This is a genomic window from Pseudomonas sp. Pseusp10 (genome assembly GCF_059492225.1).
Genome location: NZ_CP168528.1, coordinates 1072707 through 1090171 on the forward strand (window position 1 = coordinate 1072707; position 17465 = coordinate 1090171).

A 17465-nucleotide genomic window follows, 5' to 3' on the forward strand; every position below is an offset into this window, starting at 1 on the left:
CAAGTGAGAGTGGAAGCAGTTTAGAGGAAGAGTCCGGGGCCCGGGCGACTTCCTTCGGGGAATCTGACGCCCACTTTGCCGATCTTGTTCCCGTCCATGACTGCCACGGTCCAGATGGTGTTGTTCCATTCCACCTGGTCACCCACCACCGGTGCACCGCCGACTTTCTGGGCAATGAAATGGCCCAGGGACATGTCCGGATCGATGCCTTCGACCTTCAGGCCATACAGGGCAGCAACCGCGGCCAGCTGGGCGTCTCCTTCCAGAACGAAGTCGCCGAAGAAGCGCAGATCGAGGCCCCGTTGTGGCGCCTGGCTGAAGAGTTTTCCGAGGGCTGGCAGGTTGTGTTCATGGCCGATAACACACAGCAAATCATCGACTTCGAGCACCGTACTACCCGACGGATGGAGCAATTGTTGACCACGAAACAGGGCGGCAATACGGGTGCCTTCGGGCATTTTCAGTTCGCGCAGGGGCGAACCGATGCACCATTTCTCCGCGCCGAGGCGATAAACGAACAGCTCCCACTCGCTGGTGACGTGCACTTCCAGGGCCGAACGGGAGATGGGCGCAGGCTCCGGGGGGACCGTCACCTTCAACAGCTTGGCGACCCACGGCAGGCTAGTGCCCTGAACCAACAACGATACCAGCACGATAAAGAACGCGAGGTTGAAGTACAGCTGGGCGTTGGGCAGGCCGGCCATCAGCGGGAACACCGCCAGAATGATCGGGACCGCGCCGCGCAGGCCGACCCAGGAAATGAACGCTTTCTCACGACCATGGAAGGCTTTGAACGGCAGCAGGCCAACCACTACGGACAGTGGCCGGGCAAACAGAATCATCCACAGCGCCAGTGCCAGTGCCGGCAAGGCAATTGGCAGCAGATCGTGAGGCGTCACCAGCAACCCCAGCACCAGGAACATGCCGATCTGTGCCAGCCAGGCCATGCCGTCGAGCATGTGCAAAATGCCGTGACGGCTGCGCACCGGACGGTTGCCGATCATCAATCCACACAGGTACACCGCGAGGAAGCCGCTGCCGTGCAGGGCGTTGGTCAGGGCAAACACCACCAGGCCACCGGCGATGACCAGAATCGGATACAGGCCGGTGGCCAGGTTGATGCGATTGACCAGTTGCAGCATCAGCCAGCCACCGCCCAGGCCGATGACGCTACCGATGCCAAACTCGCGCAGCAGGTGGGTCAGCAGGCTCCAGTGCAGGCCGGTCTGGCCGCTGGCGAGCATGTCGATCAGGGTGACGGTGAGGAACACCGCCATCGGGTCGTTGCTGCCGGATTCGATTTCAAGGCTGGCGGTTACCCGCTCATTCAAGCCTTTGCCACCCAATAGCGAGAACACCGCCGCGGCGTCGGTGGAGCCAACGATGGCGCCGATCAGCAGGCCCTGGATCAGGTTCAGGTTGAACAGCCATGCGGCCGCCATGCCGGTCAGCCCGGTGGTAATCAGTACCCCGACGGTGGCGAGGGACAACGCCGGCCATAACGCCACGCGGAAACTCGACACCCGGGTGCGCAAGCCGCCGTCGAGCAGGATCACCGCCAGCGCGAGGTTGCCGACCAGATAAGCCGTGGGATAGTTGTCGAAGATAATGCCGCCGCCATCGACGCCGGCCGCCATGCCGACGGCCAGGATGATCACCAGAATCGGGATGCCGAGGCGGGACGAAAGTGAGCTCACCAGAATGCTCGCACCTACCAGCAACGCGCCGATCAAGAACAGGCTGTTGATGGTCGTCGCATTCAAAGGCAGTACTCCAGAAAGCTGAAAGGCGGGCGCAAACTGACCATGCAGTCTGCGTGCCAGCGATTCTAACCTGTTGAAATGTGATGCTGTCAAAAAGCTTTTTCAGATCATCGCAGCCCTCTGTAGGAGCGAGCTTGCTCGCGATGAACTCAATGACGACGCGTTGAATCAGGAAGCACGCGTCATCGCTAACGTTCATCGCGAGCAAGCTCGCTCCTACAGCGGTCGCGTCAGCGTGTTACAGGCTAAACCGCCCAACCAGGGTGTTCAGGTCCACCGCCAGGCGCGACAGCTCACTGCTCGCCGCGCTCGTCTGATTCGCCCCGGTGGCCGATTGCACCGACAGGTCGCGAATGTTCACCAGGTTGCGATCCACCTCACGGGCCACCTGCGCCTGTTCTTCGGCGGCGCTGGCGATCACCAGGTTGCGTTCGTTGATTTCGACGATGGCGCTGTTGATGGTATCCAGCGACAGGCCGGCGCCGCGGGCGATGTTCAGGGTCGATTCGGCGCGCTCGGTGCTGTTGCGCATCGAATCCACCGCGTGCCCGGTGCCGCTCTGAATGCTGCCGATCATGCGTTCGATTTCACTGGTCGACTGCTGGGTGCGGTGAGCCAGGGCACGAACCTCGTCGGCCACCACCGCGAAACCTCGACCGGCCTCACCGGCACGTGCGGCCTCGATGGCGGCGTTCAAGGCCAGCAGGTTGGTCTGGTCGGCCAGGCCACGGATCACATCCAGCACCTTGCCGATGTCGCGAGACTCATTGGCCAGGTCGCCGATCAGGGTTGCGGTACTTTGCACGTCGGCGCTCATGCGTTCGATTGCGCTGACGGTTTCCTGCACCAGATCACGACCGTCACCGGCAGACGTGGTGGCGTTCTTCGACGCTTCGGAGGTGCTGACCGCGTTGCGGGCGACTTCTTCCACGGCGCTGGTCATTTCATTGACCGCAGTGGCGGCCTGTTCGATTTCGTTGTTTTGCCGGGTCAGGCCGCGGGCACTTTCGTCGGTGACGCTGTTGAGTTCTTCGGCAGCGGACGCAAGCTGTGTGGCCGAGCCGGAAATGCGCTGCAGCGTGTCGCGCAGTTTTTCCTGCATCTTCGACATGGCCAGCAGCAAGCGGCCGGCTTCGTCTTCGCCGTCGACGGTGATCGGGCGTGTCAGGTTGCCTTCGGCAATTTGTTCGGCGGCGCTCAGGGCGTTGGCGATCGGTTGAGTGATGCTGTTGGTCAGCAACCAGGCGAACAGCAGCGTCAGCGCAGTGGCAATCACCAGCAGGGTGATCACCAGGTTGAACGCCGAATCATATTGGTCGGCGGCCTGCTGGTTGGTGTCTTGGGTCTGCTGGGTGTTGATCTCCAGCAGGCGGTTCAACACGGTGTTGATTGCCTCGGAGTTGCTCAGCAAGTCGGTGTTGAGCAGGTTGCGCAGTTCATCGACCTGATTGTTACGCGACAGGGTCTTCATCCGGTCTTCGATCTGGCGATATTGCCCCAGCAGTTGCACGTATTGATCGTAGGTTGCACGTTCCTGCGGGTTGGCGATCAGCTTTTCGTAGGTCACCTGGGCGGTGCGAATCTGCTGGTTGCGCAGCTCCAGCAGTTCCATGGTTTTCTGCTGCACGTCAGGTTCGCGGTTCACCAGCAAACGGTAGGACAGCACACGCAGGCGCAAAGTGAGTTGGGTGAACTCGTCCAGGCTCTTGATGCTCGGCACACTGTCGTTGGTGATGTTTTCGGCGGCGCCGCGGATCTTGCTCATCTGATTCAAGGCAAACACCCCCAGAATCATCATCAAGCCACCGATCAGCGCAAAGCTGAGGAACGCTCGAGGGGCGATATTCATATTACGAAGGGACATGGCGTTCACCGAAAAAGAGCGCATCCGTGCGGGGCTGAGGCTGCTGTATGAATGACTTATCGGTCGCCGGACCGAAGTCTTGAGTCCTGCTTGTTTTAGCCGGTTGCACCTTATGGCGACGAAGTGCAGGAACCAGATCGGCCTGTCACAGTCTTTAAAACTCGCGAGGAAGGTCGCCCGTCAGCAAAATCAAGGCTTTGCGCCTGTATAACCCTGGCATCCACGGTGACTTTTCTTTATCGTACGCGCCCTTTGAAAAAGCCCGGAAAATCAAAATGTTGGAAGCATCTCTAAGCCAATTGGAACAACTGGTCAGCGATCTGGTGCAACAGAACCAGACCCTGCTCGGCACCAACCAGACCCTGGCTGCAGAACTGGCCCAGGCCAAGGATGAAAACGAAAGCCTGCAACTGAGCCTGATGGAGCAGGAAGAGAAGCAAGGCGCCACGGCGGCCCGCATCCAGGCCCTGGTTGAGCGTGTCAGCGCGGGTCCTGTCAGCGCATGAGTTACAACGCCGCAGGGGTAAAAGTCGTCTCGATCCTGGGGGAGGACTATTCGATCAAGGCACCGGCCGGGGAAGAACAAACCCTGCTGGACGCCGCGATGATGTTGAAGGCAGCCCTGGCCGAAACCAAGAGAAAGTACCCGACGCTGATCGGTGACCGACTGCTGGTGCTGGCGGCGATGAATCTGTGTTCCCGGCAGATTGAAATGCAGAAGCAGCACAAGCTCGAACTCGACCGTTACCAAGAGCAAGTCAGCGCCACGGTTGAAGTGATCTCCAAGACGATCAATCAGGCCTGATCGGCTTTGCGCACAACCAAAGAATAGATTGTCGGTTGGTTTGTATACAATCGGCACGGCTGTTGCAGTGTTTCAGCCTCTTATTCTTTGGGGGTGCTCCATGCAGTTCTGGCGACGCAGTATTCAATGGCAGTTGATCCTGAGTATGGGCACCGCCCTGCTGGTCAGTATCCTGATCGTGGTTGGCATTTATACCCTGGTGGTCAATCGTCTCGCCCAGAGCTATCTGGTCGAGCAAGCCTTGCCGTCGAGCATCGAAGCGATGCGCAACGACATCGAGCGGATCCTCGTCCAGCCCCTCACCGCCGCCAAGGACATCGCCAGCAACAGTATGGTGCGCGACTGGCTGGCCGGGGGTGAAGACAGTACCCGGACCGGCACGTTTGCTACCTATCTCGAAGGCCTGCGCGCCGAGCACAAAGCCTTTACCGCGCTGATTATCGGCACTGCGTCCAATCACTACTTCACCGAAAAAGGCCTGGACCGGACCCTCAGCCGTTCCAATCCCAAGGACGCCTGGTTCTATGCGTTCCTCGACAGCGACCAGCCGCGCACCCTCAATATCGACAACGACACGGCCACCGGAGAATTGGCGCTGTTCATCGACCTCAAGGTCGAGCAGGCCGGTAAAGTCGTGGGCGTTGCCGGGCTTGGTCTGAGCATGAAAGAACTGTCGGAGCTGATTCACAACTTCAGCTTTGGTGAGCGCGGCAAGGTCTATCTCGTGCGTTCCGACGGTCTGATCCAGGTTCATCCTGAAGCGCAATTCAGCGGCAAGCGCACGCTGGCTGAGCAGATTGGCGAGTCAGCGGCGCAAGCCGTCATTGGTCAGCTCTCTACCATCAAGGCCGCTGCCACCAACAGCAGCTTCCAGCGCGACGGCGAAGACTTTCTCGCTTTAAGCCTGCCGCTACGCGATCTGGGCTGGACCCTGGTGGCTGAAGTGCCGCAGTCGCAAATTTACGCCGAAGCCCGCCGCGCCATGTGGATGAGTAGCGGCATCGGTTTGGCGGTAGCGCTGGTGTGCCTGTTGCTGGTGGTGTTGCTGGCCCGTGGGTTGGTACGACCGATTCGTCAGGTAACAGCGGCGCTGGTTGCCATCGGTAGCGGTGGTGGAGATTTGACCCACCGGTTAGATTCCAGTCGCGCCGATGAGTTGGGCGATCTGGCTCGCGGTTTCAATCGGTTCCTGGATAGCCAGCGCGACATGATTGGCGAAGTGCTGACCACCAGCGAACGCTTGCGCACGGCTGTGGAGCAAGTGGCCAGGGTTGTGGATAACACCGCCGAACGCTCCGGCCGCCAACAGGAAATGACCGACATGGTCGCCACTGCTGTCCATGAAATGGGCCTGACCGTTCAGGAGATCGCCCAGAACGCCGGCAATGCGGCGGTCGCTTCGCAAACGGCCCGGGACGAAGCGATGCAGGCGCGGGAAGTGGTGGGTGGTTCGATCCGCCACATTGAAAGCATGTCCCAGGAGATCGGCGTCGCGGCCACGGCGGTGGGTGAACTGGCCCTTCAAGTGGCGTCCATCGATCAGGTGCTGGCGGTGATTCGCGGGATTTCCGAGCAGACCAACCTGCTGGCGCTCAACGCCGCCATCGAAGCGGCGCGGGCCGGGGACATGGGGCGTGGGTTTGCCGTGGTGGCCGATGAAGTGCGCACCCTGGCGCGGCGCACGCAATCGTCCACCGATGAAATCCAGCAGATGATCGGCAGCCTCAAGCAAGGCGCGGAAAACGCGGTGTCGTCGATGCATTCCGGGCAAGCCGCGACCGGCACGGGTGTTGAGTCGAGCCAGCGTACCGGCGCCTCATTGACCGCGATCACCGGGCAAGTGGAGCGCATTAGCGACATGAACCATCAGGTGGCGACGGCGACGGAAGAGCAGTCGGCGGTGACCGAGGAAATCAATCGCAATGTGCAAGGGATTTCCGATCTGGCCCGGGCGACGGCGGGGGAGGTCAGGGCTTGCCGTGAGGATTGTCAGACGTTGCAGCGGTTGGCGGATGATCTGGCGCGGCAGATGGGCGGGTTCAAGCTGGGGTGATGTGGTGTATGTTTTGACGCCATCGCGAGCAAGCTCGCTCCCACATTGGATCGCGTTGACCTGATGGACGCGGTCCCCTGTGGGAGCGAGCTTGCTCGCGATTGGATTTCAGCCAATCCACAAAAGCTGGATCAGAACCACTCATCCTGCATGCCCAGGCAAACATCATCCCGCGCCTCAAGAATCGCCAGTTCATGGTGACACCCCGGCACCTCCCACGTCAGGAAGTAGCGCGCCGCCTGCAGCTTGCCTTTATAGAAGCCGACATCCGCCGCATTGCCCTTGGCCAGGCCTTCCTCGGCGCGGATCGCCTGTTCCAGCCAGCGCCAGCCGATCACCGTGTGACCGAACACCTTCAGGTACAGCGCCGAGTTCGCCAGGCTGCTGTTGACCTTGCCCTGGGCCAGGTCTGTCAACAGGCCGATGGTCACGGTTTGCAGGCGCGCCACCAGTTTCTCCAGTGGTTCGCGTAGCGGCGTCAGCGACTCAAATGTCTGAGCGCGCTCGGCGGTGTCGGCGATCAAACGAATCAGCTGCTTGAGCCCGGCGCCACTGTTTTGCGCCAGTTTGCGGCCCAAAAGGTCCAGCGACTGAATGCCGTGGGTGCCTTCATGGATCGGATTCAGGCGGTTGTCGCGGTAGTACTGCTCCACCGGGTACTCGCGGGTGTAGCCGTGGCCGCCAAGGATCTGGATCGCCAGTTCGTTGGCCTTCAGGCAGAACTCCGACGGCCAGGATTTGACGATCGGCGTCAGCAGGTCCAGCAGTTCATGGGCCTGTTTACGTTCGGCTTCGGTTTCCAGGGTGGTGGTGTCGTCGAACAGCCGTGCCGCGTACAGGCCGAGATCGAATGAACCTTCGACGTAGGCCTTCTGCGTCAGCAACATGCGTTTGACGTCGGCGTGCTGGATGATCGCCACCGGTGCGGTGTTCGGGTCCTTGCTGTCCGGCACGCGACCCTGCGGACGTTCGCGGGCATATTCCAGCGAGTACAGGTAGCCGGCGTAGCCGAGCATCACCGCGCCCATGCCGACGCCGATTCGCGCTTCGTTCATCATCTGGAACATGTAGCTCAAGCCCTGGTGCGGCTTGCCCACCAGATAGCCGACACATTCGCCGTTATCGCCGAAATTCAACGCGGTGGATGTGGTGCCGCGCCAGCCCATCTTGTGGAACAGCCCGGCCAGCAACACGTCATTGCGCTTGCCAAGGCTGCCATCGTCGTTGACCAGGAACTTGGGCACGATAAACAGCGAAATGCCTTTCACCCCGGCCGGTGCGTCCGGCAGCTTGGCCAGCACCATGTGCACGATGTTCTCCGACAGCGGGTGATCACCACCGGAGATGAAGATCTTGTTGCCTTTGAGGCGATAAGTGCCGTCAGACGCAGGTTCTGCACGAGTACGAATATCCGACAACGATGAGCCCGCGTGGGGTTCGGTCAGGGCCATGGTGCCGAAGAAACGGCCGTCGATCATCGGTTGCAGGAAGCGGCGCTTCTGCTCGTCGGTACCGAAGCTTTCGATCAGGTTGGCCGCGCCCATGGTCAGGAACGGATAAGACGTCGACGCGGCGTTGGCCGACTGGAAGTGCGAAAAGCAGGCCTGCGATAGCAAGGTAGGCAGCTGCATGCCGCCGGCGTCAAAACTGCGCGCGGCATTGAGGAAGCCAGCCTCGAGGAAGGCGTCCACCGCTGGTTTCACTTCCGGAATCAGAATCGCCTGGCCGTTTTCATAGCGTGGCTCGTTCTCGTCGCCCTTGCGGTTGTGCGGGGCGAAGAACTTCTCGGCGATGCTGCGGGCGGTGCCGATGGCCGCATCGAAGGTTTCGCGATTGTGTTCGGCGAAACGCTCACGCTGGGTCAGGCCCTCGGCATCAAGGACTTCATACAGCTCGAAAGCCAGATTACGGGAACTGAGCAACGTCTCGGACATGGCGGCCTACCTTTTATTGGGATGGGCCGAGTCTAGTCTTGCGAATAGAGGCTGAACAGGATGATTGATGAGGGTGATGGTGGGGCAGAGCGTCAACTTAGCGAACGACACAAAGCAACTGTGGGAGCGAGCTTGCTCGCGATAGCGATCTATCAGTCACCTCCAATATTGACTGATCTGCCGCAATCGCGAGCAAGCTCGCTCCCACAGGGATTGTTGCTGAACCGGGCACCTGTTGCAGGTGCCCGGCTTATCGGGTTTAGCCGATGGTCATCAAGCTCGCATTACCACCCGCCGCAGCGGTGTTGACGCTCAATGCACGCTCGATCACCAGACGCTCCAGCGCAATGTTGGTTTCGCCTTGCGACAGACCCTGCACACCGACGATGGCGCCGGCACGCTTGGCCACCTGCTGGCACAGCGCACGCAACTGGTCGGAATGGCCGTGATGCAGAACCGCATCAAACACCACTTCGTCCTTGTTCCAGTCGGAAACCAGCTTGATGCGTGCCTGAATATCCTTCGACAGACGTGCGAACAATGTCTTGGTCAAGTCAGTTTCCGGCCAGACCGCAGAACCGCCGACAGCCAGTACCGCCGCCAGTTGAGTCAGCAGGTCGCCTTCGACTTCCGCCAGGCACAGCACGTGTTCCCGTGGCAGGATCGCGTAGCTGTTGCGCTCGCCGGTCGGGCCAGCCAGCACGCGGGTGATCCCGCTTTGCGATTGTGCGGCGAACTGCACGCACAGGGTGCTCAGGTCGGCAAACTTGTTGCTGTCGGCCCAGGCTTTCAGGGCGGTCAGCGGCTTGCTCATGGCGTCGCGCAGACGAACGTCCGGTGCCACGGCGGCGTCACCGCGAGCGAAGGATTGTTCGATCGCATCCGCAGGACGCGTCGACAACAAGCGGTACAGGTACAGCGGACCACCGGCTTTCGGGCCGGTACCCGACAGGCCTTCGCCGCCGAACGGCTGCACGCCGACCACGGCACCGACGATGTTGCGGTTGACGTAGACGTTACCGGCGTTGACGTTGTCGATCACCTTGGCGATGGTTTCGTCGATGCGGGTGTGCACGCCCAGCGTCAGGCCATAGCCGGAAGCGTTGATCTGACCGATCAGTTGATCGATGTCTTTGCGCTTGTAGCGAACCACGTGCAGCACCGGGCCGAAGATCTCCCGCTGCAGTTCGTCGAAGCTTTCCAGTTCGATCAGCGTCGGCATCACGAAGGTGCCGCGTTTGACTTCTTCGGCGTCGGCGATAGCCACCTGGTACACGCTGCGACCCTTGTCGCGCATGGCCTGGATGTGTTTCTCGATGCCAGCCTTGGCTTCGGCGTCGATCACCGGGCCGATGTCCACGGACAGGCGCTCTGGGTTGCCGAGACGGCTTTCAGCCATCGCGCCCTTGAGCATTTCGATGACGCGATCAGCGGAATCTTCCTGCAAGCACAAGACTCGCAGGGCCGAGCAACGCTGACCGGCGCTGTCGAACGCCGAGGACACCACGTCGATCACCACTTGTTCGGTCAGGGCCGAAGAGTCGACGATCATCGCGTTCTGGCCACCGGTTTCGGCGATCAGAGGAATCGGACGACCCTGGTTGTCCAGGCGGCCGGCAATGTTGCGTTGCAGCAAGCGCGCGACTTCAGTGGAGCCGGTGAACATCACGCCTTTGACGCGCTCATCGCCCACCAGGCCGGCACCCACGGTTTCACCGCGACCCGGCAGCAGTTGCAGTACGCCTTGCGGAATGCCGGCTTCGAGCATCAGGCGCACGGCTTGAGCGGCGACCAGCGGCGTTTGCTCCGCAGGCTTGGCCAATACCGGGTTACCGGCTGCCAGGGCAGCAGCCACCTGGCCACTGAAGATCGCCAGCGGGAAGTTCCACGGGCTGATGCATACAACCGGGCCCAACGGGCGGTGAGCATCATTGGTGAAATCGTTGCGTGCCTGTACCGCGTAGTAACGCAGGAAGTCCACGGCTTCACGCACTTCGGCGATGGCGTTGGCAAAGGTCTTGCCGGCCTCACGAGCCAGCAGGCCCATCAACGGCTGGATCTCGGCTTCCATCAGGTCGGCGGCACGTTCCAGGATCGCGGCGCGCTCGGCGGGCGGCGTGGCCTGCCAGATCGGTGCGGCGTTGAGGGCGCACTGGATCGCGTTGTCGACGTCTTCGACGGTGGCTTCCTGTACATGGCCAACCACGTCACGCAGGTCGGACGGGTTCAAAACCTGCGCCGGGGCTTCGTTGCTGGACGCGCAACCGAGCATCGGCGCCGCTTTCCAGTGGTTGTGCGCGGTAGCGAGAAGCGCGCAGGACAGCGATGCCAAACGATGTTCGTTGGCCATGTCGATGCCGCTGGAGTTGGCGCGTTCGGAACCGTACAGATCACGCGGCAAAGGAATGCGCGGGTGCGGCAGACCGAAACCACCTTCCACGGTCGCCATCTGCTCGATGCTCGCCACCGGGTCGGCCACCAGTTCCTGAATGGAAATCGACTGGTCGGCGATACGGTTGACGAACGATGTGTTCGCGCCGTTTTCCAGCAGGCGACGCACCAGGTACGCCAGCAGTGTTTCGTGAGTACCAACCGGAGCGTACACGCGGCACGGACGGTTCAGCTTGCCTTCGGAAACCTTGCCTACAACTTGTTCGTACAGTGGCTCACCCATGCCGTGCAGACACTGGAACTCGTACTGGCCCGGGTAATAGTTCTGACCGGCGATATGGTAAATGGCCGACAGGGTGTGGGCGTTGTGCGTGGCGAACTGCGGGTAGATGACTTCCGGCACCGACAGCAGTTTGCGTGCGCAAGCGATGTAGGACACGTCGGTGTACACCTTGCGGGTGTAGACCGGGTAGCCTTCCAGGCCTTCGACCTGGGCGCGCTTGATTTCGCTGTCCCAGTACGCGCCCTTCACCAGGCGGATCATCAGGCGATGACGGCTGCGGCGTGCCAGGTCGATCACGTAGTCGATCACGTACGGGCAACGCTTCTGGTAAGCCTGGATCACGAAGCCGATGCCGTTCCAGCCGGTCAGTTGCGGCTCGAAGCACAGGCGCTCGAGCAGATCCAGCGACAGCTCGAGGCGGTCGGCTTCTTCGGCGTCGATGTTCAGGCCGATGTCGTATTGCTTGGCCAGCAGGGTCAGCGACAGCAGGCGCGGGTACAGCTCATCCATCACGCGCTCGTACTGGGCGCGGCTGTAACGCGGGTGCAGGGCGGACAGCTTGATCGAGATGCCCGGGCCTTCATAAATCCCACGACCGTGGGACGCTTTGCCGATCGAGTGGATGGCTTGTTCGTACGAGGCCAGGTACTTCTGCGCGTCGTGCTCGGTGAGTGCGGCTTCACCCAGCATGTCGTAGGAATAACGGAAGCCCTTGGCTTCGAACTTGCTGGCGTTGGCCAGGGCTTCGGCGATGGTTTCGCCGGTCACGAACTGCTCGCCCATCAAGCGCATGGCCATGTCGACGCCCTTGCGGATCATCGGCTCGCCGCTTTTGCCGATGATGCGGCTCAGGGACGAAGTCAGGCCGGCTTCGTTGTGGGTCGACACCAGTTTGCCGGTCAGCAGCAAGCCCCAGGTGGCGGCGTTGACGAACAGCGACGGGCTGTTGCCCAGGTGCGGCTGCCAGTTGCCGGTGCTGATCTTGTCGCGGATCAGTGCATCGCGGGTGCCTTTGTCCGGGATGCGCAGCAGCGCTTCGGCCAGGCACATCAGCGCCACGCCTTCCTGGGACGACAGGGAGAATTCCTGCAACAGGCCCTGAACGATACCGGCACGTCCGCCAGCGCTCTTCTGGTTGCGCAGTTTTTCAGCAATCGAGGCAGCGAGCTTGTTGGTGGCTTCGGCCATCGGAGCCGGCAGGCGCGCCTGTTCGATCAGCATCGGCACGACTTCCGGCTCAGGGCGACGGTAGGCGGCGGTGATCGATGCGCGCAGTACCGATTGCGGCAGGATGCTTTCGGCGAATTCGAGGAAGCACTGGTGGGCGTGATCCAGAGGTGCGTCGACGGAGTCGTCGGAATCCTTGGTCAAACCGCTCAGCTCGGTCAGGGTTGCACCACCCTCGAGTTTTTCCAGGTAATTGAAGATTGCCTGCTTGATCAGCCAGTGCGGCGTGCGATCAATCGAGGTCGCGGCGGCCTTGAGGCGTTCGCGGGTCGGGTCGTCAAGTTTGACCCCAAGGGTGGTGGTAGCCATGTTTTTATCCTCATGTTTGCCACGACGGCGTGGCATCAGCTGGCGGCAAGATTAGCCGCGCGACTGTAGAGGTGCAACCGGGTGCAACCCTTTTTTTGCAGGAAAAATCGGCGCCTCGTCGGGAATTAAATTCTGGTACGAGCGTGCTGCTCCTGCTTGGTGCTTTTACTTCTAATAAAGCGCCTGAACTGCGTCAAAAGGGAACAAAAAACATTTGGATACGGGTAAATCACGCAGGTGCAACTTATTCTCGAAAAATGGGTTGCACCATATTTGCTTTGTTGCATAGCATTCGCGCCCCAAGGTGCAACCCGTCGAAAAGGCAGGTGTGCCGGCTGATGGCTTTCCTGGGGAAACATCAGTCATAAATGCGCGGGATCCCGAATCGTCTGTCAAACGCATGCGTTTGCGAGCGGTTCACCAGCCGCCGCTACATAAAAACAAAGCCAGGGCGTAACTTAATGAGCGTAAGCAATCCAACCCTGATCACGTTCGTGATCTACATCGCAGCAATGGTGCTGATCGGCTTGATGGCCTATCGCTCCACCAACAACCTTTCCGACTATATTCTGGGCGGTCGTAGCCTGGGCAGCGTCGTGACCGCACTGTCCGCCGGTGCCTCCGACATGAGTGGCTGGTTGTTGATGGGCTTGCCCGGCGCGATCTACATGTCCGGTCTTTCCGAAAGCTGGATCGCCATCGGCCTGATCGTCGGCGCCTACCTGAACTGGCTGTTCGTCGCCGGCCGTCTGCGCGTGCAAACCGAGCACAACGGTGATGCGCTGACCCTGCCGGACTACTTCGCCAGCCGTTTCGAAGACAAAAGCGGCCTGCTGCGGATCATCTCTGCGGTCGTGATCCTGGTGTTCTTCACCATCTATTGCGCTTCCGGCATCGTGGCCGGCGCCCGTCTGTTCGAAAGCACCTTCGGCATGTCCTACGAGACTGCGCTGTGGGCCGGTGCTGCGGCGACGATTGCCTACACCTTTATCGGCGGATTCCTGGCCGTGAGCTGGACCGATACCGTACAAGCCACCCTGATGATCTTCGCGTTGATCCTGACACCGGTTATCGTGCTGCTGGCCACTGGCGGCGTCGACACCACTTTCCTGGCCATCGAAGCGCAAGATCCAGGCAACTTCGACATGCTCAAGGGCACCACTTTCATCGGCATCATCTCGCTGATGGGCTGGGGGTTGGGCTACTTCGGCCAGCCGCACATCCTGGCGCGTTTCATGGCTGCCGATTCGGTTAAATCGATCGCCAAGGCCCGTCGCATCTCCATGACCTGGATGATCCTGTGCCTGGGCGGCACCGTGGCAGTCGGCTTCTTCGGTATCGCCTACTTCTCGGCCAACCCGGCCGTGGCCATGCCAGTGAGTGAAAACCACGAACGTGTGTTCATCGAACTGGCCAAAATCCTGTTCAACCCATGGATCGCGGGTATCCTGCTGTCGGCCATTCTGGCTGCCGTCATGAGCACCCTGAGCTGCCAGTTGCTGGTGTGCTCGAGCGCCCTGACCGAAGACTTCTACAAGACCTTCCTGCGTAAATCCGCTTCCCAGGTTGAATTGGTGTGGGTCGGCCGTGCCATGGTGCTGTTGGTGGCCCTGGTTGCTATCGCACTGGCGGCCAACCCGGAAAACCGTGTTCTGGGTCTGGTGAGCTACGCCTGGGCCGGCTTCGGTGCCGCATTCGGTCCGGTCGTACTGATCTCCGTGATCTGGAAAGACATGACCCGCAACGGCGCACTGGCCGGCATCCTGGTCGGAGCGATCACCGTGATCGTCTGGAAACACTTCGAACTGCTGGGCCTGTACGAAATCATCCCGGGCTTCATCTTCGCCAGCCTGGCGATCTACTTCGTCAGCAAGATGGGCACGCCGACTGCCGGTATGTTCCAGCGTTTTGCGGCTGCAGAGAGTGATTATCGTCTGAACAAGTGATGAGTGATGGGTTGAACGCTTCCCATCCCTGATAAAAGAACGGCTCGCAGCTTTATGGTGCGGGCCGTTTTTTTTTTTGCAAGCCAAGTCCAAAAAACAGGCATTGACCCTCCAATATCCGTGGTCCTTTTCAGTATTGGTCATGAGACATTTCCTGATTTTCTAGGCCATCTTGAGTTTTCTCTCCGTCCACGTACTTTGCGTTAGCCCACTCATTCCGAGTCGGTGTTACCCATCGTTAACAGTGGCGCGTTTCCCATGAATGAGGCGCCGGTAGAGAGGGAAATCAGCAATGGCAAAGGGATACTTCATTCGTGAGGGCGACAAGACCACCTGCGGTGGCAAAGTTCTGGAAGCCGATACTCACATCATGATGTTTGGCTTCGCGCACGCGCGTGACGGGGACCAGGTTTCCTGCGGAAAAGACAATAAAACCTACGTGATCACTGGCGGTGTTTCATACATCAAAAGCAACGGCAGGATGGTGGCGGGATCGCTGGATAGCTTCAGTAGTTGTCCTTGCAAAGCCGGGCTTATCCCATCGCAGTCCACGGCGAAGTACGAGTCCAACCGCAGTACGGAACCACACACCATGCGGACCACCACTGCGCAGGCTTCGCCCGCCGCAGCCAGTGCTCCGGCCGCGTCACGATCATCCAGCTACGCCCCTGTACCAGGCTCTCCCATGCCGATGCGTGACAACAGTGCACAGGCTGTAGAGCCCGGCTTTTACATCGTTCCAAAGAGCACCACCCGCGAACAACTCGAAGCCTCGTTGTTCACCCTGCGCGACCCGGCGGTGATGGGCAAATTCAAGCTGCTCAATCCCAACCTGCGCGACGTCAAAGCCGGCTCGATGATCGTGCTGAGCGATCCCAATAACTTCCAGTGCACCCGTGAAGAAGCCTTGCTCATGGATGTGGCGGCCAGGACCAATCAAATACTGGAAACGCTTAGTCCGGAAGAAGCGGATTTCATGGTGCAGCACCGTGATGCCATCCAGACCTTCCTGGGTCATGGCTCGACCGCAATCGGCGTTGGCGCGAGTATTCTCAAAAACAATCTGGATAACGTCAGCGACACCCTGAGAAAAATCGAAGCGTTGCATCAGCATTCATTCCTGCGCGATGGCCACCTGAGCTCACCGACGTTTCTGGTAGAGCGCCAAAAGCTGCTCGCTCAACTCGATATCCACCTGACAAGCCTGACGCGCAAAGGTATCGGTTTCCCCGACCACCCCAATTTGAATCGTGCAATGTTCCTCTCGCCTCCCAGCCTGGTTCACCGCTGGACGGAAGCTGGCGGCGTGGGGCAGATGCCGGGATACGCGACTCATCCTGAGGGGGTGGCCAAGGCTTCTAAGTACCTCAAGTACGGTGGCTGGGTCGGCACTGCGGTCGGTGGAGGGGCGTCGGCGATGAAAGTTCAGGATGTGTGTACAGCAGGAGATGCTGAAGCTTGCAAAAAGGTGAAGTTCACTGAAGGTGGATCCTTTGTTGGGGAAATGGTCGGTGGTAGTAGTGCAGGCGTGATCTTTGGGGCTGGTACGGCAGGTGTTATCTGCGCGGGGCTCGGAATACCCACCGCGGGCGCGGGATCCCTGATATGTGGGCTTGTAGTGGCAGGAGCTGGCTCTTTGGCTACAGGGTTTGCCCTCGGCAAAACGGGTGAAAAAACTGGCGAAATAATCTACGAGACTCTGAAATGAGCGTGAGTGTCGCGCACAAAATATTTCTGTGTATCAGCATTACTGGTTTTGGCGGCCTTCTCATTTTCCTTGGCATCGCTTTGCATTTGGCCTACTCCAAAATGGATGTAATGTTGGAGCATTTGAAAAACTGCCCATCTATTATGGTCAGGGCCACTTTCAAGAGCGGCGGGGCGTGGGGGAGGTTGTTCGTACTTGGTGCAATAATGGGCGTGATGACTATGCCAAATTTTTATCTTCGCGATGGTGGGGCCGATGCTAAAGATTTGGATAACTTTCCTGGTGGCCTTAGGAGAAAGCTAATAGTGTTGCACTGGGGCGGGGTTGCTTGTATTGCCCTATTGCTTGCGCTTTTTGCAGTCAACACACTTGGCTACATCGAGTAATACCCGTGGTTAAGTTGTGAGCAGTTCTTAGGCGGCCAGCAAAAAAGTTGGTGGGGGAGCGGGGGGCAGAGCGCACATCTATTGCTCAAATGAAAATAAATCAGTCCCCTTATCCCCAAGCGGCGCAGTAATAGGTACAGCCTTAACCGCTAAGACAGTTGGTGGGATTTGCCTCGCGGTCGGCGTGACTACGGCAGGAGTCGGAGCCTTAGTATGTGGCGTGGTGGTGGTGACAGCTGGGTCGTTAGTAGGCGGCGCAGTGGGTAACGGGCTTGGTGAGTTGTTTGGCGACATCGTTTACGAGATGAATTAATGACCCCGACAAAATTGATTTTCGGCGTTTTCGGTGGCGCGGTCCTGCTGATGATATTTATTTGGATGGGGTTAGCACTTTACTTGTCCTATACCAAGATTGACGTGATGCTAAAACATCTGAAAAACAGTACTGCGGTCATGGCTTTATCTCACTATCGGCGTCTCGGTGCATGGGGCCACTTGCATTTGATTGCGGGAATCGCAGCACTTGTCGCGTTCCCTGATCATCATATTAACAATGGCACTCTAAGTGCTGACGACCTAAACAGTCTTCCTGCTTCACTTAAGCGCAAGCTTGTCATTTGGCGTTGGGGAGTGCTGATTCTTTGTGGATTGCTTTTGTTGTTCGGTGGCGTTGGTGCAGCCGCTGATTGGATATAGTTAAAGTCTTCATGAAGATCAGATCGACTTAAATAATCTTCCCTCCACAAAGAATGGGCACCCAACTTGGTTGGCGTGCCCATTCTTCATGCCACTTTCC

The 17465-nt window shown here is 59.4% G+C and carries 11 protein-coding genes and 2 pseudogenes; 8 read left to right on the forward strand and 5 right to left on the reverse strand.

All coding sequences use genetic code 11. The features are described from left to right. Nucleotides 1-20: 20 nt before the first annotated feature. The 3 genes and pseudogenes from ACEN8Z_RS04840 to ACEN8Z_RS04850 form a co-directional block, all read right to left on the reverse strand. Nucleotides 21-1763 (reverse strand): potassium/proton antiporter, encoded by a 1743-nt coding sequence (locus tag ACEN8Z_RS04840; RefSeq protein WP_204930773.1) that lies wholly within the window; start codon nt 1761-1763, stop codon nt 21-23. Nucleotides 1764-2001: 238 nt separating this feature from the next. Then, nucleotides 2002-2874 carry a methyl-accepting chemotaxis protein gene (locus ACEN8Z_RS04845; protein WP_495598084.1) on the reverse strand — a complete coding sequence of 291 codons (873 nt, stop codon included), beginning with the start codon at nt 2872-2874 and terminating at the stop codon, nt 2002-2004. Between the two features lie 30 nt (nt 2875-2904). Next, nucleotides 2905-3651 (reverse strand): annotated as a pseudogene (locus ACEN8Z_RS04850) (MCP four helix bundle domain-containing protein); the annotation flags it as partial. 251 nt (nt 3652-3902) lie between these two features. On the opposite strand from ACEN8Z_RS04850, the gene ACEN8Z_RS04855 reads away from it, so the two are divergent. From ACEN8Z_RS04855 to ACEN8Z_RS04870, 4 genes and pseudogenes are all read left to right on the forward strand, one after another. After that, on the forward strand, nt 3903-4133 hold the full coding sequence (locus tag ACEN8Z_RS04855; protein ID WP_495596932.1) for a hypothetical protein: 231 nt from the start codon (nt 3903-3905) through the stop codon (nt 4131-4133). Continuing rightward, entirely contained in the window at nt 4130-4432 is a 303-nt protein-coding gene (locus ACEN8Z_RS04860) for a cell division protein ZapA (protein WP_204930769.1), read from the forward strand. The genes ACEN8Z_RS04855 and ACEN8Z_RS04860 overlap by 4 nt, the downstream gene beginning before the upstream one ends. Nucleotides 4433-4694: 262 nt before the next feature. After that, nucleotides 4695-5621: pseudogene (locus ACEN8Z_RS04865) on the forward strand (HAMP domain-containing protein); the annotation flags it as partial. Between the two features lie 132 nt (nt 5622-5753). Beyond that, entirely contained in the window at nt 5754-6485 is a 732-nt protein-coding gene (locus ACEN8Z_RS04870; protein WP_495598085.1) for a methyl-accepting chemotaxis protein, read from the forward strand. Between the two features lie 131 nt (nt 6486-6616). Here the strand turns inward: ACEN8Z_RS04870 and ACEN8Z_RS04875 are convergent, their stop codons facing one another. Both ACEN8Z_RS04875 and putA read right to left on the reverse strand, forming a co-directional pair. Beyond that, a complete protein-coding gene (locus ACEN8Z_RS04875) occupies nt 6617-8419 on the reverse strand; it encodes an acyl-CoA dehydrogenase (RefSeq protein ID WP_495596933.1) in 1803 nt (600 codons plus the stop codon). 259 nt (nt 8420-8678) lie between these two features. Beyond that, on the reverse strand, nt 8679-12629 hold the full coding sequence (gene putA, locus ACEN8Z_RS04880) for a trifunctional transcriptional regulator/proline dehydrogenase/L-glutamate gamma-semialdehyde dehydrogenase (RefSeq protein ID WP_495596934.1): 3951 nt from the start codon (nt 12627-12629) through the stop codon (nt 8679-8681). Nucleotides 12630-13090: 461 nt separating this feature from the next. Between putA and putP the strand changes: the two genes are divergently transcribed. The 4 genes from putP to ACEN8Z_RS04900 all read left to right on the forward strand — a co-directional run bounded on the left by putP (nt 13091) and on the right by ACEN8Z_RS04900 (nt 17365). Next, nucleotides 13091-14575, forward strand: a complete 1485-nt coding sequence (gene putP, locus ACEN8Z_RS04885) for a sodium/proline symporter PutP (protein WP_116262938.1) — start codon at nt 13091-13093, stop codon at nt 14573-14575. Nucleotides 14576-14867: 292 nt separating this feature from the next. Beyond that, the gene (locus tag ACEN8Z_RS04890; protein ID WP_495596935.1) at nt 14868-16283 is read left to right on the forward strand and encodes a PAAR domain-containing protein; all 1416 of its coding nucleotides are present in this window, start codon (nt 14868-14870) and stop codon (nt 16281-16283) included. After that, complete coding sequence (locus ACEN8Z_RS04895; RefSeq protein ID WP_495596936.1) at nt 16280-16669, forward strand: hypothetical protein; 390 nt, start codon at nt 16280-16282, stop codon at nt 16667-16669. The genes ACEN8Z_RS04890 and ACEN8Z_RS04895 overlap by 4 nt, the downstream gene beginning before the upstream one ends. Before the next feature lie 312 nt (nt 16670-16981). After that, nucleotides 16982-17365 (forward strand): hypothetical protein, encoded by a 384-nt coding sequence (locus tag ACEN8Z_RS04900; RefSeq protein WP_495596937.1) that lies wholly within the window; start codon nt 16982-16984, stop codon nt 17363-17365. Nucleotides 17366-17465 lie beyond the last annotated feature (100 nt).

Bases quoted from the DNA above. Each gene is read 5' to 3' on its own strand.
- ACEN8Z_RS04845 (WP_495598084.1), bottom strand. From the start codon at position 2,874: ATGTCGAAGATGCAGGAAAAACTGCGCGACACGCTGCAGCGCATTTCC.
- ACEN8Z_RS04855 (WP_495596932.1), top strand. From the start codon at position 3,903: ATGTTGGAAGCATCTCTAAGCCAATTGGAACAACTGGTCAGCGATCTG.
- ACEN8Z_RS04860 (WP_204930769.1), top strand. From the start codon at position 4,130: ATGAGTTACAACGCCGCAGGGGTAAAAGTCGTCTCGATCCTGGGGGAG.
- ACEN8Z_RS04870 (WP_495598085.1), top strand. From the start codon at position 5,754: ATGGTCGCCACTGCTGTCCATGAAATGGGCCTGACCGTTCAGGAGATC.
- ACEN8Z_RS04875 (WP_495596933.1), bottom strand. From the start codon at position 8,419: ATGTCCGAGACGTTGCTCAGTTCCCGTAATCTGGCTTTCGAGCTGTAT.
- putA (WP_495596934.1), bottom strand. From the start codon at position 12,629: ATGGCTACCACCACCCTTGGGGTCAAACTTGACGACCCGACCCGCGAA.
- putP (WP_116262938.1), top strand. From the start codon at position 13,091: ATGAGCGTAAGCAATCCAACCCTGATCACGTTCGTGATCTACATCGCA.
- ACEN8Z_RS04890 (WP_495596935.1), top strand. From the start codon at position 14,868: ATGGCAAAGGGATACTTCATTCGTGAGGGCGACAAGACCACCTGCGGT.
- ACEN8Z_RS04895 (WP_495596936.1), top strand. From the start codon at position 16,280: ATGAGCGTGAGTGTCGCGCACAAAATATTTCTGTGTATCAGCATTACT.
- ACEN8Z_RS04900 (WP_495596937.1), top strand. From the start codon at position 16,982: ATGACCCCGACAAAATTGATTTTCGGCGTTTTCGGTGGCGCGGTCCTG.